Genomic DNA, 22,565 nt, shown 5'->3' on the forward strand with positions numbered 1-22,565 from the left:
GCGAATCAACGCATTCAGTGTTGAGCCCGTTGGATCTGCTGCCTGGCCAGCTCCACCACATTCTCAACCGTAAACCCGAACTTCTCCTGCAACTTGGCCAGCGGCGCCGAAGCCCCGAAGCTGTTCATCACCACTTTGGCCCCGGTCTGCCCGACATAGCGGTCCCAACCCAGGGGGCCGGCCTGTTCTATCGCTACCCGAGCCTTCACTGCGGGCGGCAACACACTGTCGCGATAGCTGCGTTCCTGCTCTTCAAACAGCTCCCAACTGGGCATTGAAACCACCTGCGCGGCAATCCCTTCGGCGGTCAACTGTTCATAGGCCGCCACGGCCAGGCTGACTTCACTGCCGGTCGCCAACAGCAACACTTCAGGGCGCTCGGCACCCGCCAGCACATAGGCGCCCCTGGCCGCTCCCGAGGCGCTCGCATACTGCGTACGGTCCAGGGTCGGCAACGCCTGGCGCGACAGCACCAGGCAGCTGGGCCGGTGGGTTTGCGCCAGGGCCACCTTCCACAATTCCAGGGTTTCATTGGCATCGCCGGGGCGCAGGGTCAGCAACCCCGGCGTGGCCCGCAGCTGCGTGAGGTGCTCGATGGGTTGGTGCGTTGGCCCGTCCTCACCCACGCCGATCGAGTCGTGGGTAAACACGAACACCACCGGCAACTCCATGATCGCTGCCAGGCGGATCGGCGGTTTCATGTAGTCGCTGAACACCAGGAACGTCGAGGTGTAGGGCCGCAAGTAGGACAAGGCCATGCCGTTGGCGATGGCGCCCATGGCATGTTCACGAATCCCGAAGTGCAGGTTACGCCCGCTGTAGTCGTCGGCGCTGAAACGCCCGGCACCATCAAAGGTGAGATTGGTCTTGGTCGAGGGCGACAGATCCGCCGACCCGCCAATCAGCCAAGGGATATGCTGGGCGAAGGCGTTCAGCACCTCGCCGCCCGAGGCACGGCTGGCGACGCCCTTGGCATCCGCCGCAAAGTCCGGCAGGTCGGCTTGCCATTGTGCCGGCATTTCCCCGGCGCGCATGCGCTGGAGTTCGTCGGCCAATGGCGCGTCGAGCTGGGACAGGGTCTGGTTCCATTGGCTGAACAAGGGCTCGGCGCGTTCGAGCAGCGCATCGCGCAACGCCGTACGCGCCGCATCGGGCACCAGGAAGCTGGAGTCCTGTGGCCAGCCATAAGCGGCCTTGGTCAGGCGGATTTCTTCTTCACCCAGCGGCTCGCCATGGGCGGCGGCTGTGTTGTGTTTGTGGGGCGAGCCATAGCCGATCACGCTGTCGACCACGATCAGGGTCGGGGCGCCGGTGTTGGCCTGGAAGGTTGACAGCGCAGCACTCAGGGCCTGCAGATCATTGGCATCGGTGACGTGCAGGGTGTGCCAGCCATAGGCCTGGAAGCGCTGGATCACATCTTCGCTGAACGCCAGCTCCGTGTGGCCCTCGATGCTGATGGTGTTGTTGTCGTAGATCCAGCACAGGTTATCCAGCTGCAGGTGCCCGGCCAACGATGCCGCTTCGCCGCTGATACCCTCCATCATGTCGCCGTCACCGCACAGGGTGTAGACGTTGTAGTCGAACAGCACCTTGCCGTCGCGGTTGAAGCGCTTGGCCAGCCAGCGCTCGGCCATGGCCATGCCGACGCTGTTGGCACAGCCCTGGCCGAGCGGGCCGGTGGTGGTTTCCACGCCGGTAGTCATGCGGTATTCGGGGTGGCCTGGGGTCTTGGAGCCCATCTGCCGGAACTGCTTGATGTCGTCGAGGCTGATCGCGGGCGCTCCGGAGCGTTTGCCATGGGCATCGATCTCGACCACACCGGCCAGGTGCAGCAGCGAATACAGCAGCATCGACGCATGCCCCACCGACAACACAAACCGATCACGGTTGGGCCAGTCGGGTTGCTGCGGGTGATAACGCAGGAAGCGACTCCACAACGTATACCCCACCGGCGCCAGGCCCATCGGCGTGCCGGGGTGGCCGGAATTGGCCTTCTGCACGGCGTCCATGGCCAGGGTGCGAATCGTGTTGATGCATTGGGTGTCGACAGCGGTGGCAGCATGATTCATGAACCGGTCTCCCTCGGGTGGCGATCTAGAGTGGAGGGCAGGGCAGGGCAGGGCAAAAGGTTTGATCCCATCGTCCGCCTTGCGACGAACGGAGCCCTATTGATCCCGGACATGACAAGACCCCGCGCAATGGGCTAGCTTCAAGAGCGTAGGCCATTGATCAACGTGCAGAGGTACGCCATGCCAGTGAAACACGATCTGATTCAGGACTTGGGTAAAAGCAAGGAAGAGGTTCACCAACGTAGGGCGAGTGATAAGCGCCTGGACGCGCTGTTCGACCAGTACAAGGACGCCGACGACGCAGTGCTGAAAGCAGAATCGGCCAGCGCCAGCGATGAGCAGGTGGAGGTACTGAAGAAGAAGCGGCTGTTGCTCAAAGACCAAATTGTGCAACGGATGTTGTAGGAACGACGGTAATATTTCTTCAGAATTGTCTGAGGGACAGACGGCGCTTTAGTGCCTATGATGCCCCCCGTCCACCCGGCTCTGGGGATTTTTGCAGCGCATGGAATGCGCAGCTGAGCCGGGCGGGCACTTCATTTCATTTCAGCAGGGTTTTCAGGCATTCGTCGATGGAGCGCTGCTGCGTCTCGCCATACAGCTGCAATTCATCAATCGTCTGACGCCCCAGCGCCTGTTCGAACTGCGCCTGGTTGGCGTTGGCTGCGTAGTGACTTTGCGCCGCATCCCCCAGGTTCGACTGGAATATCCCCACCGCACTCACCGGCAGGAAATCTTCATAGACCAACGGCTCTACCGCCACATGGCCGGCTGCGATCAATGCCGCCAGGGTCTGTGGTTGATCGGCGTGACCGCGTGCCGCCAAGCCTTGTTCGGTGGCGAAGTAGCGAAAGTACGCCAGGCCCTGTTCACGCATCTGTGCATGATCATCGGGGAAGGCTTGGAAGTGTTGTTCCATCAACGCCACATAACGCGCAGCGTTGCCTTCATTGGGGAAGGCGCCCAGCGCGTCGCGGGCGGCGTTCAGCAGTTGGTCGTACAGGGCGCGGCCTTTGGGTGTCAGGGCGACGCCGCGTTGTTCGATTTCGCCGAAGCGTGCGCTGTGGCTGCCCTGGGCATCGGTGAAGGCGATGGGTTCGTCGAGGGCCTTGAAGCTGGTCTGGCGCAGCAGGATCGGACAGCGACGGCGGGGTGGGCCTTCGATCACCGCCTTGGGGGTGATGCCTTTGCCAGGCATGGCGGCCTGCACTTGGTCGATATCCAGGGTGCGCGGTGTCAGGTGGTTGATGTGCGGGCCCTTGAACGCCACGACATCGGCGATCAGGCGATGCTGGTCGCTCAATTGCTGGTATTGCGCAGCGGTGACGGTGGCGGTGTGGTGCCAGCGAAAGGTTTCCAGGGCCTGGCGGATGAATTCATCAGCGTCCTGGGCGTTGAGGCCGCCGTTCCGTTCTGATTGTGCAATCAGCGCCAGTGCGCCCGGGGTGAAGATCGCACGTTTGGCCAGGGCCTGTTCGGCGAAGGCGCGCAGCTCGGGGTTTTCGATCAGTTCCAGGCGTAGCAGCGAGGTGAACACGCGAAACGGGCTGACCTGCAGCGAATGTTCATGCACGGCGCGAAAGGCCGTGGAATGCACCGGCACCCCGGCAGGCGTCAGGTCGTAGTAGCCCACCGGTTGCATGCCCATCACCGCAAACAGGCGGCTGATGGTTGCCAATTCCTCGGCGGTGCCCAGGCGGATGGCACCGTGGCGTTCCATGTCGAGGCGCTCGATCTCTGCGGTGCGGCGCAACTGTCGGGCCAGGCCCGGATCACTGTTCAACACCCGGCTGTTGGTCTCGGCCACCAGCGCCATCAACGCGCCGTACAGCGGAACTTCATCTCGGTACATGTCCGACATGGCCTTGGAAAAACCTTTGCGGATCTCGTCGGGGCTGATATGCGCGGCGCTGGGCATAAAAAAATTCCTGAACACTAGAGATAGGGGCATGCAATGACGCGGCTTGTGCCTGGATTTTGTTGGGCTGGGTGCCAGCGTGCAAACGAAGAATCTTCAGGACTTCATTCTGCGAATGAATGACATGACGTAAATATGACAAAAACCATCCCCTGCGAAATTTCATTTTTCCCCGACTTTCCTAACAAAATCTTCACGAGGTGCGCCCAGGGCGTCATGAAACAATCGTCACGTTTGTAGGGATGAAAGCTGTTCTAAACACCGCACACATAAAAATAGATTTAGGGGCCGTCATTAATGAAAATTTCTACACTGGCGTTAGCCGTCACCGCCGCCGTGCTGGCACAGCAAGCGAGCGCCGATGGTTTTGGGCTGGGTTCTCTGGGTACAGGCAACGGTTACAGCGGTTTTCTTGAAGACAGCCATGCGTCCGTCAGTTCGCGGACCATGTACTACAGCGCCGATAACCGCTCGGGGACCAACAACGATCTGCGCGAAACCGCGACCGCGCTGCGTTTTGACTATAAGTCCGGCTACACCCAAGGCACCCTCGGCGTCGGTTTCGACGTGATGGCCTTTGGTGCGTTGCGCCTGGACGGTGGCGATGGTCACACCGCAGGCCCGGGCCTGGCGGGTAACGGCAACAGCTTCTTCCCGACCAAGAACAACGGTACCGAACCGGCCGACTCCTTCAGCCGTGCCGCCGGCAATGTGAAGTTCCGCATTTCCCAGACCGAGCTGCATGTGGGTGGCGGCCTGGCGCCGGTGTTGCCGATCCTGGTCTCGAACGACAGCCGCGTGGCGCCGCAGACCTTTGATGGCGGCATCCTCACTTCCAACGACATCCCGAACGTGAGTATCACCGCCGGTGAGTTGAACAAGGCCGAAGGCCGTGCGTCGAGCAACTCCACCGGGCTGAGCGTGGCCGGTGGTACCCGTGACAGCGACAGCTTCAAATTCGGCGGGTTTGATTACAAGCCGTTTGGCTCCTCCGACAACGCCATCGCTAAAAACCTGACGTTGCAGTACTACTACGCCAACCTGGAAAACTTCTACAAACAGAACTATTTCGGCCTGGTCCACGTATTGCCGCTGGGCAACGACCAATCGTTCAAGACGGACCTGCGCTACTTTGACAGCAGCAGCGACGGTAAAAACGGCGAGTCCGGCTATGCGTTCAACAACAACGGCGGCTACGCCAAGCACGCCGGCGAAGTGGACAACAAAACCTACAGCGCCGCGTTCACCTACCAGTTGGGCGGCAGCAGCCTGATGCTTGGCCATATCGGTGTGAGCGATGACGGTGGCTTCGTCTGGGTCAACCAGGGCAGCCTTGCCGACCCTAACCCGCAAGGTGCGGGCGGCAGCGACTTCTATCTGTTCACCGACGCCGTGGTCGGCCAGTTCTCCCGTGCCGGTGAGCAGGTCAACTTCGGTCAGTACTCTTATGACTTCAAGGCTTTCGTACCTGGCCTGAGAGCGTCCGTGGCCTACCTGGACGGTACCGGCATCAAGTCCAAAGTGGCCGGCGGTTCCGACCAGAAAGAAAACGAAACCGACTTCCGTCTCGACTACGTCGTGCAGGAAGGGCCGCTCAAGGGCTTCGGTACCACGCTGCGCACCGGTACTTACCACGGCCACAACACCGGCACGCCGGATCAGGACCAGACGCGCCTGATCTTCAACTATACCTACGCGATCTTCTAAGAACGCGCCGGGATAACAAGCGGCCGCTGAATCAGCGGCCGTTTTTTTTGGCGCTCATAAAATGAGACTTCATGTGCATCCGGGCACGGCGGGGCTCTACACTGCCCCTCACTGTGTCAGTGATGGAGGACTCGATGACGGCCAAGCCCGCAACCCACATCCTTGAAACCCTGGAAGGCCGGCGCCTGGCGGCTCAAGACGCCGAGCGCTGGCGCGAATGGGGGCCTTATCTCAGTGAACGCCAATGGGGCACCGTGCGCGAAGACTACAGCGCTGACGGCGACGCCTGGGCCTACTTTCCCCACGAGCACGCCCGCAGCCGGGCCTATCGCTGGGGTGAAGACGGCCTGGCCGGTTTCAGTGACAAGGCGCAACGTTGGTGCCTGGGCCTGGCCCTGTGGAACGAGCGCGACGCGATCATCAAGGAGCGCCTGTTCGGCCTGAACAACGCCGAGGGCAACCATGGTGAAGACGTCAAGGAGCTGTACTTCTTCGTCGACGGCGTGCCGAGTCATGCCTACATGCGCATGCTCTACAAATACCCGCATGCCGCCTTTCCCTATGAAGATTTGCTCAACGAAAACGCCCGGCGCGGTCTGGACGCCGCCGAGTATGAAGTGCTCGACACTGGGGTATTCGAAGACAACCGCTACTGCGATGTCAGTGTCGAATACGCCAAGCATCAACCCGACGATATCTGCATGCGCATCACCGTGCACAACCGCTCGGACCAACCGACGCGCTTGCAGGTACTGCCCCAGCTCTGGGCGCGCAATGACTGGAGCTGGACCTACGACGCGCCCAAGCCAAGCCTGACCCTCAGCGGCGAGCAGGTGCTGGCCCGTCACCCTGAGCTGCCCGATCGCCATCTCAGCGCGTGGGGGCAGGAGGGAGTCGAATGGCTGTTTTGCGAAAACGAGACCAACTTCCCCAAGCTGGATGGGCTGGCAGCCTTGGGGCCGTTCAAGGATGGCATCAACGATTACGTGGTGGGTGCGGTGCAATCGGCGATTCGCCGCGACCGCGGCACCAAGGTCGCGGCGCGCTTTGTCCTTGAACTGGCGGGCCTGGAAAGCAAGACCCTGTACCTGCGGTTTGCCCCCACCGATGCGCCTGAGCTGAATGCGCGCAAGCTCTTCGAACAGCGTCGCCAGGAGGCGGATGATTTCTACGCGGCCTTGCAGCAGGGAATTGCCGATGAGGATGCGCGTAATGTGCAACGCCAGGCACTGGCCGGCCTGCTGTGGTCCAAGCAACTCTATTATTTTGACGTGAACCAATGGCTCGACGGCGACCCGGCCCAGCCCGCGCCGCCGCCTGAGCGCCTGCATATCCGCAATACCCATTGGCGGCACCTGTCCAACTTCGACATCCTGACCATGCCCGATACCTGGGAATACCCGTGGTACGCCTCCTGGGACCAGGGCTTCCAGGCGGTGGCGATCGCACTGATCGACCCAGGGTATGCCAAGCAACAGCTGCTGTTGCTGGTGAAAGACCGCTTCATGCACCCCAACGGCCAATTGCCGGCCTATGAATGGCGTTTTGACGACGCCAACCCGCCGGTACACGCCTGGGCCAGCTGGCGGGTGTATCAGCAGGACAAAGCGCTCAACGGCGTGGGCGACATGGACTTTCTTGAGCGGATATTCCACAAGCTGCTGTTGAATTTTTCCTGGTGGGTCAACCGCAAGGACGCCGAAGGGCGCAACCTGTTCCAGGGCGGCTTCCTCGGCCTGGACAACATTGCGTTGTTCGACCGCTCGGCGGCGCTGCCGCCGGGTTACCAGTTGGATCAGGCCGACGGCACGGCCTGGGTAGCCGCCTATGCCCTGGACCTGATGCGCATCGGCCTGGAGCTGGCCAAGCGCAACGCGGTGTACGTGGACATCGCCGTGAAGTTTTTCGAGCACTTCCTGTATATCGCCGGCGCGATCAATCGCGTCGACGACAGTGCCGAAGGCTTGTGGGATGAGCAGGACCGGTTTTTCTACGACGTGCTGCACCGCCCCGACGGCCAGAATGAACCGGTGCGCCTGCGTTCCATCGTCGGCCTGATGCCGCTGTTTGCAGTGCTGGTGCTGGAGCAGCGTGAGCACGAAGGCTTGCCGGGCTTGCGTGAACGTCTGTTGGGGTTCATGAAGCACCGGCCAGACCTGGCCAAGCTGGTGTCACGCTGGAACGAACCGGGGCAGGGCAATCGCCTGTTGCTGGCGCTGTTGCGCGGTGAGCGCACCAAGGACCTGCTGCGGCGCATGTTGGAGGGCGATGAGTTCCTTTCGGCGTTTGGCGTGCGCTCTCTGTCCAAGGCATTTGCCGAGCAGCCGTTGGCGCTGAAAATGAATGGCGACACCCTGTGTGCGCGCTACCAGCCTGCTGAATCCGACTCACGCCTTTACGGCGGCAACTCCAACTGGCGGGGGCCGCTGTGGATGCCGGTGAACTACATGCTGATTGAGTCGCTGCGCGAGTTTCATCGTTACTACGCGGATAATTTTTCGGTGGAGTACCCGACGGGGAGTGGTTATCTGTCTTCCCTGGAGGACGTCGCCGACAGCCTGAGCCAGCGTCTGACGGGTTTATTCCTGCGCGATGAAAATGGCCTGCGGCCTTCGATGGCGGGGTATGCGCAGTTGGAGGCAGATCCGGCCAGCCGGGATCTGGTGTTGTTCCATGAGTATTTCCATGGGGAAACCGGACGGGGGTTGGGCGCATCCCATCAAACGGGATGGAGTGCGTTGGTGGCGTTGTTGCTACAGCCGAACCGCAACTGAATGTGGGAGGGAGCAAGCCCCCTCCCACCATTGGCGTTTCAGTGCACTCAGGCTGGGAACAGTTCGCTCAGCTTCATGGCCAGCATCATGTCGCCTTCAGTGCGCAGTTTGCCGCCCATGAACGCCTGCATGCCGTCGGTGGAGCCGTCGACGATGCCTTTCATGGTCTCGCCGTCCATGACCAGGGTCACTTGGGCGTCCGGGTTTTCGCCTTCCAGCAGTTCACAGGTGTTGTTTTTAACCACCAGCGAGAAGTTCTGGGTGTCATCGATACGGAAACCGAAGACCAGGTCCAGGCCGTCGGCGGCAGCTGGGTTGAATTTGGCTTTCATTGCTTCTACGGCTTTAGCTACGTCAGTCATGGTTTCGATCCTTTAGGGTGAGTCCAGTGACCTTGGGGTCACGGTTGGCCGCAGTTCATCGGAAAGTGATGAGCTGCGGCGCCTTCAACAATTGCAAGTGGGTATGACTGTTGAAGGAAGCCAGTGCCACCTCGCGACCGCGGAATTTCAGCTGGTTGAGCGAGGTGTTAACAATTTGCCAGTTCAGTTCGAAGGCCTGGGCGGCAGGCATCCGGGTAATCAGGTGGAGCAGGGCGGTGATGGTGCCGCCGGAGGTAAACACGGCGATCTTGTGGGTGTTGTCTGCCGCCTCGAGGATGCGCTGCAGGCCACCCTGGACGCGCTCGACAAACCCCAGCCAACTTTCCAGCCCGGGCGGGTCGTAGGTGCCGGCCAGCCAACGCTCGATGATCAGCGCGAAAATTCGCTGGAATTCGCTGCGGTTCTGCGCAGCATTGCGCAGGATCTCCAGGGCGTGGGGCTCGGTGCCGAGCAGGTCGGGGAGCAGGGCGCGGATGATCGCCTCGGCGTCGAACTCGTTGAAGGCACTGTCGACTTCAAGCGGTGGCACCGCAAGGCCCAGAGCCGTGTACTGATCGAAGGTAGCGCGGGCGGTGTGCTGCTGGCGACGCAGGTCGCCGGCGATGCAGCGGTCGAATGCCAGGCCGAGGTCGGCCAGGTGGCGACCGAGCACTTGCGCTTGCTCCACACCGACGGGCGACAGCACGTCGTAGTCGTCTGCACCGAAGGAGGCTTGGCCATGTCGAATCAGGTAGATGCTGCCCACGTCCGTTTTCCCGGTACGTTGAAAGTCTGGCGAGGTTATGAGGATGCCCGCGAGCTGTCAATGAAAAAACATACGCTTGTTTTAAAAGCGCGTTAGAGGGGCATTGCTGGCGGTTTGAGCACTGGTCCGAAGGCGGTGCCGCCGGTATGCTGGGGCATCTGCGCCTGGCGCACATCCATTTAAATTGTCCTTATAAGGAGCGACATGGATTTTCTGGCTGAATACGCGAGTTTCCTGGCAAAGACCGTCACCCTGGTGGTCGCCATCCTGGTGGTACTGATCAGTTTCGCGGCGCTGCGCAACAAAGGCCGTCGCAAGTCCGCCGGCCAATTGCAGGTCAGCAAGCTCAACGATTTCTACAAGGGCCTGCGTGAGCGCCTGGAGTCGAGCCTGCTCGACAAAGAGCAGCTCAAGGCCCTGCGCAAAGCCGAAAGCAAAACCGAAAAGAAAAACAGCAAGAAGAAACCCGAGGCCAAGCCGCGGGTGTTCGTGCTGGATTTCGACGGTGATATCAAGGCCTCTGCCACCGAGAGCCTGCGCAATGAAATCACCGCGTTGCTGAGCCTGGCCACGCCCAAGGACGAAGTGGTGCTGCGCCTGGAAAGCGGCGGCGGCATGGTGCACAGCTATGGCCTGGCGTCATCGCAACTGGCGCGTATCCGCCAGGCGGGCGTGCCGTTGACCGTATGCATCGACAAAGTGGCGGCCAGCGGCGGCTACATGATGGCGTGCATCGGCGAGAAGATCATCAGCGCACCGTTCGCCATCCTCGGCTCCATTGGCGTGGTGGCGCAACTGCCGAACGTCAATCGCCTGCTCAAGAAGCACGATATCGACTTCGAAGTGCTGACCGCCGGTGAGTACAAGCGCACCTTGACGGTGTTTGGCGAAAACACCGAGAAGGGCCGCGAGAAGTTCCAGGAGGACCTGGACATCACCCATCAGTTGTTCAAGAACTTCGTCTCGCGCTACCGCCCACAGCTGGCGATCGACGACGTGGCGACCGGTGAAGTGTGGTTGGGGGTTGCCGCCCTCGACAAACAACTGGTCGATGAACTGCAGACCAGCGACGAATACCTGGCGAACAAGGCCAAGACCGCCGAAGTGTTCCACCTGCATTATGCCGAGCGTAAAAGCCTGCAGGAACGTGTGGGCCTGGCCGCCAGCGGCTCGGTTGACCGCGTGTTGTTGACCTGGTGGAACCGGCTGACCCAGCAGCGGTTCTGGTAATCGATGCTGGACCTGTAGCTGATCCCTTGTGGGAGGGGGCTTGCTCCCGATGGCGATGTGACAGTCGATAACTGTATGGACTGAACCACCGCTATCGGGAGCAAGCCCCCTCCCACATTTGTTGTGTGGTGTTGGAATCAGCGGGTCGGCAGTGAAGATGGGGTGGCTGCCGGAATGGGTTTGCTCATCAAGATCCCCACCACCACCGCCCCGAGCAACCCCAACAATCCGGCTACCCACAATACCCCGCCGAACCCACCCACAAACGCCTGTTGCGCCAGCGGTTGCACGGCCGCCCGTGCCGACTGCGGCAACAAGCCCATCGCCGCCGGCATATCCCCGGCCACGACGCGCGAGGCAATAGACGCCACCTGGGCCTGCCACTGAGCGTCAACACTCGCACTGAGCAACCGCTCGCTATGGCGGCTTAACAACGCCCCATACACGCCGATGGCCAGCATGATCGCGCTGAAACGCATGGTGGTGCTCATGCCCGACGCCATTCCGGCGCGGTCGCGTGGCACGCAGGCCATGATGTTTTTCTGTGTATCGCCATTGAGCAGCCCCGCACCGGCGCCGGTGACGGCAATCGCCAGGGCGAAGGGCAGATAACCGCCGACGTTCACGGCCCAGGCACTCAGCAAGTTGCCGCAGCCCACCAGGGTCAAGCCGGCGGCCATCATCGTCGCGGGTGCAAAGCGGCCAGCCAGACGGGCGCCGATCCGGGGGCAGATGAGCATGGTCAAAGCAAACGGCAGCATGCCCAGCCCCGAGGCAATCGCGGAAAAGCCCAAGCCGTTTTGCAGGTAGAACGGCAGCAGCGTCATCATCACCTGGGCACAACCGGCGTAGGCAAACATCCCCAACAGCGCGCCGATAAAGCGCGGGTGACGCAACAGTTGCAAATCCACCATTGGCCGTTGTTGCAGGCGCTCGACCCACACAAACACGCCCAGCAACAGCGCGCCACCGACCAGACGCGCGTAGGTCAGCAGGTTGTCCCAGCCAATGCGATTGGCCTCGATCAAGCCCCAGATCAGGCACAGCAAGCTTGCGCTGAAGGCCAGGCTGCCCCATGGGTCGAGGCGTGCTGACGGGGTGTCGCGTGATTCGGGAATCGCGCGCAGCGCCAGGCTCATCAGTGTCAGGCCCACGGGCAGGTTGAGGTAGAAGATCCAGCGCCAGCCCAGATAGTGGGTAATCAGGCCGCCCAGGGTCGGCGCGGCGGTCATCGCCACGCCCATGCAGGCGCCCCAGAACGCCCAGGCTTTGGCACGCTCCACTTCATCGTGGAAGGTGTGGCCGATGGAGGCCAGTGCCGAGGTCAACAGCAGGGCCGCGCCGACCCCTTTGACGGCGCGGGCGATATCGAGCAACAACGCGTTCGGCGCAGCACCACAGCCCAGGGACGCCAGGATGAAAATGCTCAACCCCCAGATCAGCGATTTCTTGCGGCCAAAGCGATCGGCAATACTGCCGGCGGGCAGTAACAAGGCCGCGAACGCGAGCATATAGGCGCTGACCACCCATTCGATATCGACAAAATTGGCGCCCAGGTCGCGGGCGATGCTTGGCAATGTCACCGCGACGATATTGGTATCCAGCACGATCAACGAACAGACACCGGAGGCGGTCAGCAGCGTCAGGCGTGGGCTGGCCGGGTTCATGGTTGAATTACCTTGCAGGCAATCCTGAAAAGACAATTGACGGGCATCGCGAGGGCTCTCTAGTGTTGAAGTGGTATGAGCTTATCCTTGGCCGGTAACGTCTTTGTTAGCCGCTACGAAGCACTTCATTACCTTTGAGCTAAACCTCTATGGAACTACGCCATTTCCGTTACTTTCTGGCCGTTGCCCGGCACCGCAACTTCAGTCGCGCGGCCGAGCAGTTAGGCATCGCGCCGCCGACCCTGAGCCGGCAGATCCAGGACATGGAAAACAGCCTGGGCACACGTTTGTTCATCCGCCGGCAGCGCGAGGTCAGCCTCACCGAAGCGGGCGCCGCCTTGCTGATTGAAGCCGAGGCCACGGTGCGGCAATTCGAGTTCGCCCAACGCAATGCCCAGCGCGCCGGCCGTGGGGAGATCGGGCATATCGAGTTGGGTTACGTGGTTTCGGCGCTGTACTGCGGTTTGCTGCAACGGCAAATGCAGGGGTTCAGCCAGGCGTTTCCCGACGTGAGCGTGAACGTGCGCGAATGCGCGATGGCGACCTTGGCCAATGCGGTGGCGGATGGGCGGTATGACATCGGCTACATCCGCTCACCCATGACCTTGCCCGATGGCGTGGAGGCGGTACGCCTGGACAGTGAGGGCTTCGTGCTCGCGCTGCCGCAGGATTCCTGGCTGCTCGGGCTCAAAGCCATCGGCTGCGAACACTTGCAGAATGAGACGTTTATCCTGCCGGAACAGATCAGCGGCACCCTGCACGTGGCCGCACAAGGTGGCTATGCGCCACGCCTGGGGCCGCAACCGGGTGGTTTGGTCGCGGTGGTGGCGCTGGTGTCATTGGGGCAGGGCGTGGCGGTGGTACCGGCGTCCATGGTGGGGCATGTGAGTTTGCCGGGCGTGGTGTACCGCACGATTCAGGGATGCGAAGCCTCGTCATGGTTGTCGTTGATTCACCGGCGCTTTGAGCAAGCGCCGGCGGTGGTGCGCTACCTGGAGCACATCAAGCAATCAGTCGCGGTTGTACCGAGTCGGCCAGGCGCGTGAGGATCAGGCAGCACGACACCGCCCCTGCATCCAGCACCCCCAGGGAACGCTCGCCCAGGCGACTGGCGCGGCCGATTTTCGCCACCAGGTCCTTGGTCGAATCGCGGCCGCGTGACGCAGCGCTTTTCATCGCCTCCAACGCATCATGGAAGGACGCGCCGCCGGCATGCGCGCCCTCAAAGGCTTCGACCGCCGGGATCAGCGTATCCATCAAGCACTTGTCGCCCACGCCGGCTTCGGTAATGTCCTGCAGCGAGGTCAAGCCGCCGCGCAGCAAGTGGGCGAAGGTGGCGGCGTCGATGTCATCACAGCTGCGTACCTCGTCGGCCATGCCGATAAACAGGCTGCCGTACAACGGGCCCATGGAGCCGCCGATGCCTTCCATCAGGCTCAGGGTCAGTTCATCCAGGGCTTCGGCCAGCGTCAGTTGGCGGCCTTCGATTGTGCGCCCGCAATGGGCGAACCCTTTGGCCATGTTGATGCCGTGGTCGCCATCGCCGATGGCGCCGTCCACTTCGCTCAAGTATTCACGGTTGGCGACGATCACGCTGACCAGGTCGGCAACGATGGCGCTGCCGTCGTGGGTGGAAAAATGCTGGCTCATGGTTCACTCCGCCTGGGTCATGCCGATGGAACGGCAGGGATGATCGATCAGGGTTTTCAGCTCTGCGTCCAGGCCGAGCAGGGTCAAGGTCACGCCCATCATCTCCAGGGAGGTGAAGTAGTTTCCGACGTAGCAACGGTGAATCTTCAAGCCCTTGGCGCTGAGCTGACGCTCCACTTCGGCGTAGAACACATACAGCTCCATCAGCGGCGTGGCCCCCAGGCCTGAGACCAATACCACCACGCTGTCGTCCTGGCTGAAATCGCGGTCGGCGAGGATTGGCGCGAGCATGCGTTCAGCCATCGCGGCTGCCGGTTCGATGGCGACCACTTCGATGCCCGGCTCGCCATGATGGCCGATGCCCAATTCCATCTGGCCGTCGGGGATCTGGAAGTTCGGCTTGCCGACGGCGGCAATGGTGCAGGGGGTGAGGCCAATGCCGATCGAGCGGCAATGATCGACGGTTTTTTGCGCAACCCGTATGACCCCGTCCAGGTCGTAATGCTGGGCTGCAGCGGCACCGCCGACCTTCCACATGAAAATTTCCCCAGCCACCCCTCGGCGCTTGGCGATATCGGCCTTCGGCGCGGAGGCCACGTCATCGTTGGCGACCACCGTGCGGATGCGCATGTTTTTGCTGGCCGCCATTTTCATCGCCAGTTTCACGTTCATATTGTCGCCGGCATAGTTGCCGTACAGGCAGGCCACGCCCGCGCCATGGTCGGCGGCGCGGAAGGCATCGAAAAAGCTTTTGGCGGTGGGTGACGAAAAAATTTCGCCGACGGCTACCGCGTCCACAAGGCCCGGGCCGACATAGCCGAGAAACGCCGGTTCATGGCCTGAGCCGCCGCCGGTGACAATGCCTACGCGGCCCTGGCCGGAGGGCCTGGCTTTGGTGATGACCCGAGGGTTGGTCTCGTACTGGCGCAACTCGGGGTGCGCGACCAGGATGCCGCGCAGCATGTCCTCGACCACTTGGTCCGGATCGTTGATGACTCGATTCATAACGCGGGTTCCTGTGTTCTTGTTCTGTTGGACGACAACAATCCAGTGTGGAGCGGCTTGCTCCCAGGTGGTGCGCCTAAGGTTTGAGCACAACCTTGAGCGACTTGTCTCCGCGCTCCATCACTGCAAACGCCTCCTTGAAATCCGCGAGTGCGAACGTGTGGGTCACCACATCGCGCATGTCGATCTTGCGGTTACCAATAAAGTCGATGGCGCGCGGGTACATGTAAGGCCCCAGGTGGGAGCCGAGGATATCGAGTTCCTTGCGGTCGCCGATGATCGACCAGTCGACCGTGGCTTCGTCGTTGAACACGCTGAACTCGACGAAGCGCCCCAGTTTGCGCAGCATTGCCAGGCCCTGGTTGACCGCTTTGTGGTGCCCGGTGGCCTCGATATAAATATCGCAGCCGTAGCCATCGGTGATCTCGCGGATTTTGGCCATGACGTCGACCTCGGCCGGGTTCCAGACTTCGTCGGCGCCCAGGCGCAGGGCGAGGGCGGCGCGTTCTGGCTTCATGTCCAGCACGATGAGCCTTTTCGGATTGCGCAGGCGCACGGCGCCGATGATGCCCAGGCCCAGCGTGCCGGCGCCGGCGACCACCACAACGTCGTCGTGGTCGACATTGGCGCGCTCGGCGGCGTGCAGCGAACAGGCCAGCGGCTCGATCAGGATCGCTTCATCGGGGGCGATGGATTCCGGCACTTTGTGGATGATGCCCTCCTTGGTGAAGATCATGTACTGGGCCATCGCCCCCTGGACATTGTTCTGGAAGCCGTAGAGGTCATGCTTCTGGCACATCCAGTACTGGCCGTGGTTGCAGAAGCGGCAGCCCCAGCAGGGCACGATCTGCTCGGAGATCACCCGGTCGCCGACCTGTACACCCCGCTTTTGCGCGCCCGGGCCGAGGGCGACCACACGGCAGACAAACTCATGCCCGGGAATCATCGGCGGTTTCACGTAGCGCGGTTGTTCGGCATCGCCCCAGAACGACGGCGCGCCGCGATAGGTCTTGATGTCGCCCATGCAGATACCGCACAGCTCGACTTTGGTGAGGATTTCATCGGGGCCAGGCGTCGGGACGTCGACGGTTTCCAGGCGATAGTCTTCCGGGCCGTGGCAGACCACGGCCTGCATGGTTTTCGGGATGACCGGCTGCAGTTGATCAGGTGTGCGTTCGGTAGCGGTGGACATGACAGAACCTCACGACAAAAAAGAATTACTGAATGCTGTAGCCGCCGTCGATCACCATGTTGGCGCCGGTAATCATCTGTGCGGCATCGCTGAGCAGGTACAGCGCCAGCCCGGCGATTTCTTCGGGCTGGGCAAAACGGCCCGCCGGGATCTGCAGTTTGGCCCGCTCACCCACTTCACCGGCCCAGGCTTTCTTGCCCAGGGCGGTTTCGACGATGGTCGGGGAGATGGCGTTGACGTTGATCTGCGGCGCCCATTCCATGGCCAATACCTTGGTCATGCCGACGATCGCGGCCTTGCTGGCGCAATAGGCAACGTGGCGATCGAGGCCGATCACGGCAGCCTGGGAGGCGAGGTTGACGATACGCCCGGCGCCCTGGGCCAGCATGTGCCTGGCGCAGGCCTGGGCCACGAAAAAACTGGCTTTCAGGTTGATGTCCAGGGTGCTGTCCCAGGCGCTTTCGCTGACGTCGATGGCTTTGTCCAGCAGGGCGATGCCGGCGCTGTTGATCAAGTAGTCCAGGCGTTGGAAGTGTTCGAACACCTGGTCGATGGTGTGTTGCACCTGGCTGATCCGGCTGAGGTCGACGGCGATACCCAGATGTTCGGCACCCAGGCTTGCCGCGACATCCACGACCGCCGGATCACGGTCCAGCAGCGCCACGCGGGCGCCGCGTTCGGCCAGCAGGGTGGCGCAGGCCAGGCCGATCCCGGCGGCACCGCCGGTGATCACGGCGCAACGGCCGCTGAGGTCGAAGGCTTGGTTCCAGAATCCAGACATGCATGGCTCCTCTTGTGAGCGCTGTGACGATCCAATGTGGGCGGTGTTTCAGGCCAATAGCTATTTGCCGCCGCTGACTTGTTTGTACAGGGTGTCGGCGTTGGCGTCGGTCACCGGCACCCACGGCAGGATGTAGTTCTTGGCCGTGCCCTCAGCCCATTTCAGCTCTTTGGCATAGCGCTCCCAGATCACCGACTGGGGTTTGTAGTCCTTGCCGGCCAAGGCGCGCAGCGCTACATCCAGCGCACCTTGGGACTGGGCCTGGGCGTCCTGGAGGAAGGTGGTGACTTCGCCTTTCTTCGCCGCCTGGATCGCATCGGGCATGCCGTCAATCGAGGTCACTGGCACGTCTTTGGCGGTCAAGCCGTGGGACTTCAGCGCCTGCACGGCGCCCAGGGCCATGTCATCGTTCTGCGCGATCACGCCGTTGATGCCTTTGGGGTGGGCGTTCAACCAGTCTTCGGTCAGTGCGAGGGCCTGGGCGCGGTCCCAGTTGGCGGTTTTTTTCTCGATGATCTTGATCTCGGGGTGTTTACCGAGCACTTCCAACTCGCCTTTTTCCCGGTCGATTTGCGCCGATTGGCCAATCGGGCCCTGGATGATCACCACGTTGCCTTTGCCGTTGAGCTTGTCGACCATGGCCTGGGCTTGCAGGCGACCACCCTCCACGTCGTCGTTACCCACATAAGGGACGGCGGCATCGGCGACTTTGGTATTGGACGCGATGACCACTACGTCGTTGCTCATGGCTTGCTTGACGGTGCCGACGCCGGCCTTGGTGTCGATCGGCACGAACAGGATGGCGTCGTAGTGCTGGGTCACCATGTTTTCGATCTGGTTGTTCTGGGTCAGGGCGTCGTAGTTGCCGTCGAAAATGGTCAACTGCACGGTGCCGTCCTTGACGGCCGGGTGTTCCTTCAGTTCGCGCACCCAATTCTGCATGAACTGACCCTTGAGGCCGTAGACGGCCGCGCCGATTTTGTAGGTCTTGCCTTCGGCGGCCAGGGTGATACTGCTGGCGAGCAGGGAGAGGGCCGCCACGGCGGCCAAGGTGGTACCAAGTTTCATGAGTAGAACTCCGGTTGTTGTTGTGGGTCGTTCTCTAGGGTTTTTTCTTGCGCCACACGTCAATCAGTACTGCGAACACGATGATCAGGCCCTTGGCGACCTGCTGGTAATAGGAGGACACGCCGAGCAGGTTCAACCCGTTGTTGATCACGCCGATCAACAGCGCACCAAACAGCGTGCCGACAATGCTGCCGGTGCCGCCCGACAGGCTGGTGCCGCCGATCACCACTGCGGCAATCGCGTCCAGCTCATAGGACACTCCGGCCTGGGGCAGGGCGGAAGTGGTGCGGGCTGACAGCACCACGCCGGCCAGCCCGGCGAGCAGGCCCGAAACCACATACACCGAAAACATCACTTTGCGTACGCCAATGCCGGAAGTGCGTGCGCTCTTTTCGTTGCCGCCTACCGCGTACACATAACGGCCGTAGGTGGTGTAGCGCAGCACCATCCAGAAGATCAGCGCGACCACGGCAAAGATGATGATCGGCACACCTATCGGGCCGATCTTGCCGATGCCCAGGGCCAGGTAAGCGTCGGGCAGGTCGGTGATCGGGCTGCCGTCATTGAGGATGAACGTCATGCCTCGCGCCACGCTGAGCATGCCCAAGGTCGCCACGAAGGGCGGGATCGACAGATTGGCGACCATGAAGCCGTTCACTACGCCGAGCATCGCCCCGGCAAACATCCCCGCGCTCACGGCGGCCAGCAGGCCGTAGCCCTGAGTGGCAACCATGGCGCTGCACAGCCCGGCGAAGGCCAGGATCGAGCCCACCGACAGGTCGATGCCCTTGGTCAGGATCACGTAGGTCATGCCTACGGCCAGGATGCCGTTGATGGAGGTCTGGCGCAGGATGTCCATCCAGTTACGCCAGGTCATGAAGTATTCGCTGGAAAATGCCATCACCCCGCACAGCAGGATAAACACCAGCGGCAGGCCGAAGCGGTCGATGGAAAGGCGCAGGCGATTGCGCGGCGCGGCGGTAATCGGAGCAGCAAGGGTTTTGGCATTCATGAGGCAAGACTCAACAAGGCTTCCTGGGAAAGGGCGGTGTCAGTGCTGACGGTCACCAGCCTGCCGCCTTTGAATACGGCGATGCGATCACTCAGGTGCAGCAACTCGGGGGCTTCCGACGACACCACGATGGCCGCGCCGCCGGCCCTCACGAACTGGTCGAGCAGGTGGTAGATCTCCTGCTTGGCGCCTTCGTCGATACCGCGGGTCGGTTCATCGCACAGCAGGCACACCGGCTCGGTGGACAAGCATTTGGCGAGCACGACTTTCTGTTGGTTGCCGCCGCTCATGGAGGCCACCGGCAGGTCCAGTGACGTGGTCTTGATCTGCAGGCGCTTGACCATGTCGCGGGCCAGTTGGGTTTCCTTGCGCGCATTGATCAACGACCAGTTCGACAAGCGCTTGTAGGCCGACAGGGCAATGTTGGAAAGAATGCTGCCGGTCAGCACCAGGCCGCTGTCTTTACGGTCTTCGGTAACCAGGGATACGCCGGCATTGATCGTGGCCTTGGGCAGGCCGATCGGCATGGGCTTGCCGTGCAGGGTGACGCTGCCGGAATCCGGTGTGGTCAGGCCATAGATGCAGTTGAGGAATTCACTGCGCCCCGACCCCATCAGGCCATAGATGCCGAGGATTTCCCCCTGGCGCAGTTGCAGGCTGATGTCGTGGAATTCGCCGGCGCGACTCAGGTTGTCCACTTGCAGGCAGGTACTGGCGGCGCATTCGCGGCCGACCTTGTGGTCGATGCGCGTCAGTTCCTGGCCGACGATGCCACGCACCAGGTGGTTGCGATCGATATCCGCCATGCGCCCGCTTTCCACAAAGGCGCCATCGCGAAAGATGCTGTAGTCGTCGGCGATCTGCGCCAGCTCGCTCAGGCGGTGCGACACATACACGATACCGGCACCTCGGGCGGTGAGCCGGCGGATCGCCTTGAACAGGGTTTCAGCCTCGCGCTCGCCGATGGCCGAGGTGGGTTCGTCCATGATCATCACCTGACAGTCATGGCTGAATGCCTTGGCGATTTCCACCAGTTGGATCTGCGCCACGCTCAGGCGGTGCATGGGCTGGGTCGCGTCGACGTCGAACTCCAGGCTTTCAAGCAGCTCGCGGGTGCGACGGTTGAGGGTCTTGCTGTCGACGATGCAGCCGGCGCGGCGCGGTTCGCGGCCCAGCCAGATATTTTCGGCGACGGTCATGTAGGGGATGGGCTCCAGCTCCTGGGTGATCATCGCGATCCCCGCCGCCAAGGCTTCGCCTGGGCGGTTGAACTGCACCGGTGCGCCGTTGAGCAGAATGGTCCCGGCGTCACGTTGGGTGATGCCCATCAGGATACTCAGGAACGTCGATTTGCCTGCGCCATTGCCACCGCACAGGGCGTGGACGCTGCCGGCCCGCAGCGAGAGGCGCCCATCACGCAGGGCAGGCACCCCGGCATAAGCCTTGGCGACGTGTTCAGCCTGGAGCAGTAATGGCGTAGCCATCGGCGTGTCCTCGTGCTGTGAATTCTTATTAGGTCGCACAGTCATGTTTTGCTGTGATCATATGTGTATCAAATGAAATTCTGATCAGTCAATCTCTTTCATTGAAAAGCCATGATTCTGGTCTTGGATGGCAATATCGCCTTTTTAGGCCGCTTTGACTGCTGGGTCAGTTAGAACTTGCTTGACAGGAAGGGGTGAATGCAAGCGAAATGACTGAGAGAAATTTCATTGAATGATCATTTGATCAGTCATAAGCATAAACACGGCAGCGGAGTCAGACGCCATGAACACACCTTTCCCGGTGGCTATCGGATGCGATGAAGCGGGTTTCGAGCTCAAGGAGCTGTTGAAGCGTCATATCGAGGCGCTGGGTTATCCGGTCACCGACTTCGGCACTCATTCCACCGCGCCGGTGCTGTATCCGGATATCGCCCTGGCCGTGGCCAACGCCATTAATGCCGGTGAGCAACGCCTGGGTGTGCTGGTGTGCGGCACCGGTATCGGCATGGCCATTTCCGCGAACAAGGTATTGGGCATTCGTGCAGCCCAGGCTCACGATACCTACTCGGCGGAGCGTGCCCGCAAGAGCAACGATGCGCAGATACTGTCCATCGGTGCGCGAGTGATCGGTGCGGAGTTGGCCAAAAGCATCGTCAAGGCATTTCTGGAGTCGGAGTTCGAAGCGACGCGTTCCGGGGCCAAGGTCGAGCGCATCAATGCGATTGAGCGCGATAGGCATCAGTAGTGGACTAAACGGGGCAAGAGTCGGGAGAATGCGCCTTTGACGCCGAAACGGAAGCCCGTCCCCATGAGTGACAGTACCCAGCGCATTGCCAGCGATATCGATCAGATGACCGAAGTGGCGATGCTCTATTACCTTGAGAACGTCACTCAGGAAGCCATCGCCAAGCGCTTCGATCTGTCGCGGGCCAAGGTCAGCCGCCTGCTCAAGCGTGCGCGGGATGAAGGCATCGTCGAGGTGCGCGTCTTGCAGCATCCGGCGATGAACAACGAACTGGAGCGGGCGTTGGTGGAGCGCTTCAAGTTGGATCGTGCGTTGATCGCGGTCGACCATAGCGACCCCGACACCCAGCGCTCGGCAGTCGCCAGCCTGGTGGCCAACTACCTGAACAAAACGTTGAGCGATGGCATGATCGTCGCCGTAGGCATGGGGCGCAATGTCGGCGCAGTGGCCGATAACGTCTTCCTGCCGGTGACGCGCAACTGCACATTTGTGTGTGCTATCGGTGGTTCGCTCAAGGCCGGCGAATACATGAACCCTGACCATATCTGCCGGCGCCTGGCGCTGCGCTTTGGTGGTGAAAGTGAAAGTCTGTATGCCCCTGCCTTGGTGGCCAACCCGGAATTGCGGGGCGTACTGATCAACAACGACACCGTGCGCTCCACGCTCGACCGCGCCCGGCGCGCTGACATCGCGTTGATCGGCATTGGCGATATGAGCGAAAACAGCAATATGGTGCGCATGGGCTGGTTCTCGCCCCAGGAGATTGCCCAGGCGCGGTTGTCCGGTACGGTCGGGGACATGATGGGCTATGACTTCATCGACATTCATGGCCAGCCGGCGGTCAACGCCATTCAAGGGCGGGTGATCGGCTTGACGGTACAGGAGCTGGTCCGCATTCCGGATGTGGTAGCGATTGCCAGCGAAAACACCAAGGCGGCGGCGACGCTGGGTGCGTTGCGCTCGGGGGTGATCAACACGCTGGCAACGACGGTTACCAACGCTCACACCATCCTGGCGCTGGATGATGCCACCCGTAAAGGCTGACTCAGCCGAGATCGGAATGAGGGTGGGGCGGTGCGATGATTCGGCTGGTTCCCGATGGAGGCGGATCAGTCGGTAGATAGGTTGACTGACA

At 61.5% G+C, this 22,565-nt stretch carries 19 protein-coding genes; 7 read left to right on the forward strand and 12 right to left on the reverse strand.

Translation table 11 applies throughout. From position 1 onward, the window contains the following. Window positions 1-14: 14 nt before the first annotated feature. A complete protein-coding gene (gene tkt, locus ACQRBT_RS20820; RefSeq protein ID WP_412047341.1) occupies window positions 15-2,069 on the reverse strand; it encodes a transketolase in 2,055 nt (684 codons plus the stop codon). A 180-nt stretch (window positions 2,070-2,249) separates the two neighbouring features. Between tkt and ACQRBT_RS20825 the strand changes: the two genes are divergently transcribed. Beyond that, window positions 2,250-2,474 (forward strand): DUF465 domain-containing protein, encoded by a 225-nt coding sequence (locus ACQRBT_RS20825; RefSeq protein ID WP_412047342.1) that lies wholly within the window; start codon window positions 2,250-2,252, stop codon window positions 2,472-2,474. Window positions 2,475-2,610: 136 nt separating this feature from the next. On the opposite strand, the gene hglS is transcribed toward ACQRBT_RS20825, so the two are convergent. Continuing rightward, a complete protein-coding gene (hglS, locus tag ACQRBT_RS20830; RefSeq protein WP_412047343.1) occupies window positions 2,611-3,987 on the reverse strand; it encodes a 2-oxoadipate dioxygenase/decarboxylase HglS in 1,377 nt (458 codons plus the stop codon). Between the two features lie 297 nt (window positions 3,988-4,284). On the opposite strand from hglS, the gene ACQRBT_RS20835 reads away from it, so the two are divergent. Both ACQRBT_RS20835 and ACQRBT_RS20840 read left to right on the forward strand, forming a co-directional pair. After that, entirely contained in the window at window positions 4,285-5,694 is a 1,410-nt protein-coding gene (locus ACQRBT_RS20835) for an OprD family outer membrane porin (RefSeq protein ID WP_412047344.1), read from the forward strand. Window positions 5,695-5,828: 134 nt separating this feature from the next. Beyond that, entirely contained in the window at window positions 5,829-8,468 is a 2,640-nt protein-coding gene (locus ACQRBT_RS20840) for an MGH1-like glycoside hydrolase domain-containing protein (protein ID WP_412047345.1), read from the forward strand. A gap of 47 nt (window positions 8,469-8,515) precedes the next feature. Here the strand turns inward: ACQRBT_RS20840 and ACQRBT_RS20845 are convergent, their stop codons facing one another. Further along, complete coding sequence (locus ACQRBT_RS20845; RefSeq protein ID WP_003215671.1) at window positions 8,516-8,830, reverse strand: SCP2 sterol-binding domain-containing protein; 315 nt, start codon at window positions 8,828-8,830, stop codon at window positions 8,516-8,518. Between the two features lie 55 nt (window positions 8,831-8,885). Beyond that, complete coding sequence (locus ACQRBT_RS20850) at window positions 8,886-9,596, reverse strand: histidine phosphatase family protein (RefSeq protein WP_090370542.1); 711 nt, start codon at window positions 9,594-9,596, stop codon at window positions 8,886-8,888. A gap of 204 nt (window positions 9,597-9,800) precedes the next feature. Here ACQRBT_RS20850 and sohB point away from each other — a divergent pair, with 204 nt between their 5' ends. Further along, window positions 9,801-10,826 (forward strand): protease SohB, encoded by a 1,026-nt coding sequence (gene sohB / locus ACQRBT_RS20855; RefSeq protein WP_060752545.1) that lies wholly within the window; start codon window positions 9,801-9,803, stop codon window positions 10,824-10,826. Window positions 10,827-10,963: 137 nt separating this feature from the next. Here sohB and ACQRBT_RS20860 read toward each other — a convergent pair whose 3' ends face one another. After that, window positions 10,964-12,493: an MFS transporter gene (locus tag ACQRBT_RS20860; RefSeq protein WP_412047346.1), complete on the reverse strand. Its 1,530-nt coding sequence runs from the start codon at window positions 12,491-12,493 to the stop codon at window positions 10,964-10,966. A 149-nt stretch (window positions 12,494-12,642) separates the two neighbouring features. Between ACQRBT_RS20860 and ACQRBT_RS20865 the strand changes: the two genes are divergently transcribed. Beyond that, window positions 12,643-13,539 carry a LysR family transcriptional regulator gene (locus ACQRBT_RS20865; protein ID WP_412047347.1) on the forward strand — a complete coding sequence of 299 codons (897 nt, stop codon included), beginning with the start codon at window positions 12,643-12,645 and terminating at the stop codon, window positions 13,537-13,539. On the opposite strand, the gene dhaL is transcribed toward ACQRBT_RS20865, so the two are convergent. The 7 genes from dhaL to ACQRBT_RS20900 all read right to left on the reverse strand — a co-directional run bounded on the left by dhaL (window position 13,496) and on the right by ACQRBT_RS20900 (window position 20,685). After that, complete coding sequence (dhaL, locus tag ACQRBT_RS20870; RefSeq protein ID WP_090370545.1) at window positions 13,496-14,143, reverse strand: dihydroxyacetone kinase subunit DhaL; 648 nt, start codon at window positions 14,141-14,143, stop codon at window positions 13,496-13,498. The genes ACQRBT_RS20865 and dhaL overlap by 44 nt on opposite strands. Window positions 14,144-14,146: 3 nt before the next feature. Next, complete coding sequence (locus ACQRBT_RS20875; RefSeq protein ID WP_244383315.1) at window positions 14,147-15,148, reverse strand: dihydroxyacetone kinase subunit DhaK; 1,002 nt, start codon at window positions 15,146-15,148, stop codon at window positions 14,147-14,149. A 76-nt stretch (window positions 15,149-15,224) separates the two neighbouring features. Beyond that, on the reverse strand, window positions 15,225-16,340 hold the full coding sequence (locus ACQRBT_RS20880; RefSeq protein ID WP_412047348.1) for an MDR/zinc-dependent alcohol dehydrogenase-like family protein: 1,116 nt from the start codon (window positions 16,338-16,340) through the stop codon (window positions 15,225-15,227). 25 nt (window positions 16,341-16,365) lie between these two features. Further along, complete coding sequence (locus ACQRBT_RS20885) at window positions 16,366-17,121, reverse strand: SDR family oxidoreductase (RefSeq protein ID WP_090370549.1); 756 nt, start codon at window positions 17,119-17,121, stop codon at window positions 16,366-16,368. 60 nt (window positions 17,122-17,181) lie between these two features. After that, window positions 17,182-18,189: a substrate-binding domain-containing protein gene (locus ACQRBT_RS20890; protein WP_412047349.1), complete on the reverse strand. Its 1,008-nt coding sequence runs from the start codon at window positions 18,187-18,189 to the stop codon at window positions 17,182-17,184. 34 nt (window positions 18,190-18,223) lie between these two features. Next, complete coding sequence (locus ACQRBT_RS20895; protein WP_090370553.1) at window positions 18,224-19,201, reverse strand: ABC transporter permease; 978 nt, start codon at window positions 19,199-19,201, stop codon at window positions 18,224-18,226. Continuing rightward, window positions 19,198-20,685, reverse strand: coding sequence for a sugar ABC transporter ATP-binding protein (locus tag ACQRBT_RS20900; protein WP_412047350.1), 1,488 nt, complete (start codon window positions 20,683-20,685; stop codon window positions 19,198-19,200). The genes ACQRBT_RS20895 and ACQRBT_RS20900 overlap by 4 nt, the downstream gene beginning before the upstream one ends. Before the next feature lie 283 nt (window positions 20,686-20,968). On the opposite strand from ACQRBT_RS20900, the gene rpiB reads away from it, so the two are divergent. Beyond that, window positions 20,969-21,430: a ribose 5-phosphate isomerase B gene (rpiB, locus tag ACQRBT_RS20905; protein ID WP_412047351.1), complete on the forward strand. Its 462-nt coding sequence runs from the start codon at window positions 20,969-20,971 to the stop codon at window positions 21,428-21,430. Between the two features lie 63 nt (window positions 21,431-21,493). Further along, window positions 21,494-22,474: a sugar-binding transcriptional regulator gene (locus ACQRBT_RS20910; RefSeq protein WP_060752556.1), complete on the forward strand. Its 981-nt coding sequence runs from the start codon at window positions 21,494-21,496 to the stop codon at window positions 22,472-22,474. Window positions 22,475-22,565 lie beyond the last annotated feature (91 nt).

Source organism: Pseudomonas sp. R19M, from assembly GCF_050312585.1.
GTDB classification, from domain to species: Bacteria; Pseudomonadota; Gammaproteobacteria; order Pseudomonadales; family Pseudomonadaceae; genus Aquipseudomonas; species Aquipseudomonas palleroniana.

Coding starts and splice junctions, on each gene's coding strand:
- tkt (WP_412047341.1), bottom strand. CDS start 2,069: ATGAATCATGCTGCCACCGCTGTCGACACCCAATGCATCAACACGATT.
- ACQRBT_RS20825 (WP_412047342.1), top strand. CDS start 2,250: ATGCCAGTGAAACACGATCTGATTCAGGACTTGGGTAAAAGCAAGGAA.
- hglS (WP_412047343.1), bottom strand. CDS start 3,987: ATGCCCAGCGCCGCGCATATCAGCCCCGACGAGATCCGCAAAGGTTTT.
- ACQRBT_RS20835 (WP_412047344.1), top strand. CDS start 4,285: ATGAAAATTTCTACACTGGCGTTAGCCGTCACCGCCGCCGTGCTGGCA.
- ACQRBT_RS20840 (WP_412047345.1), top strand. CDS start 5,829: ATGACGGCCAAGCCCGCAACCCACATCCTTGAAACCCTGGAAGGCCGG.
- ACQRBT_RS20845 (WP_003215671.1), bottom strand. CDS start 8,830: ATGACTGACGTAGCTAAAGCCGTAGAAGCAATGAAAGCCAAATTCAAC.
- sohB (WP_060752545.1), top strand. CDS start 9,801: ATGGATTTTCTGGCTGAATACGCGAGTTTCCTGGCAAAGACCGTCACC.
- ACQRBT_RS20860 (WP_412047346.1), bottom strand. CDS start 12,493: ATGAACCCGGCCAGCCCACGCCTGACGCTGCTGACCGCCTCCGGTGTC.
- ACQRBT_RS20865 (WP_412047347.1), top strand. CDS start 12,643: ATGGAACTACGCCATTTCCGTTACTTTCTGGCCGTTGCCCGGCACCGC.
- dhaL (WP_090370545.1), bottom strand. CDS start 14,143: ATGAGCCAGCATTTTTCCACCCACGACGGCAGCGCCATCGTTGCCGAC.
- ACQRBT_RS20875 (WP_244383315.1), bottom strand. CDS start 15,148: ATGAATCGAGTCATCAACGATCCGGACCAAGTGGTCGAGGACATGCTG.
- ACQRBT_RS20880 (WP_412047348.1), bottom strand. CDS start 16,340: ATGTCCACCGCTACCGAACGCACACCTGATCAACTGCAGCCGGTCATC.
- ACQRBT_RS20885 (WP_090370549.1), bottom strand. CDS start 17,121: ATGTCTGGATTCTGGAACCAAGCCTTCGACCTCAGCGGCCGTTGCGCC.
- ACQRBT_RS20890 (WP_412047349.1), bottom strand. CDS start 18,189: ATGAAACTTGGTACCACCTTGGCCGCCGTGGCGGCCCTCTCCCTGCTC.
- ACQRBT_RS20895 (WP_090370553.1), bottom strand. CDS start 19,201: ATGAATGCCAAAACCCTTGCTGCTCCGATTACCGCCGCGCCGCGCAAT.
- ACQRBT_RS20900 (WP_412047350.1), bottom strand. CDS start 20,685: ATGGCTACGCCATTACTGCTCCAGGCTGAACACGTCGCCAAGGCTTAT.
- rpiB (WP_412047351.1), top strand. CDS start 20,969: ATGAACACACCTTTCCCGGTGGCTATCGGATGCGATGAAGCGGGTTTC.
- ACQRBT_RS20910 (WP_060752556.1), top strand. CDS start 21,494: ATGAGTGACAGTACCCAGCGCATTGCCAGCGATATCGATCAGATGACC.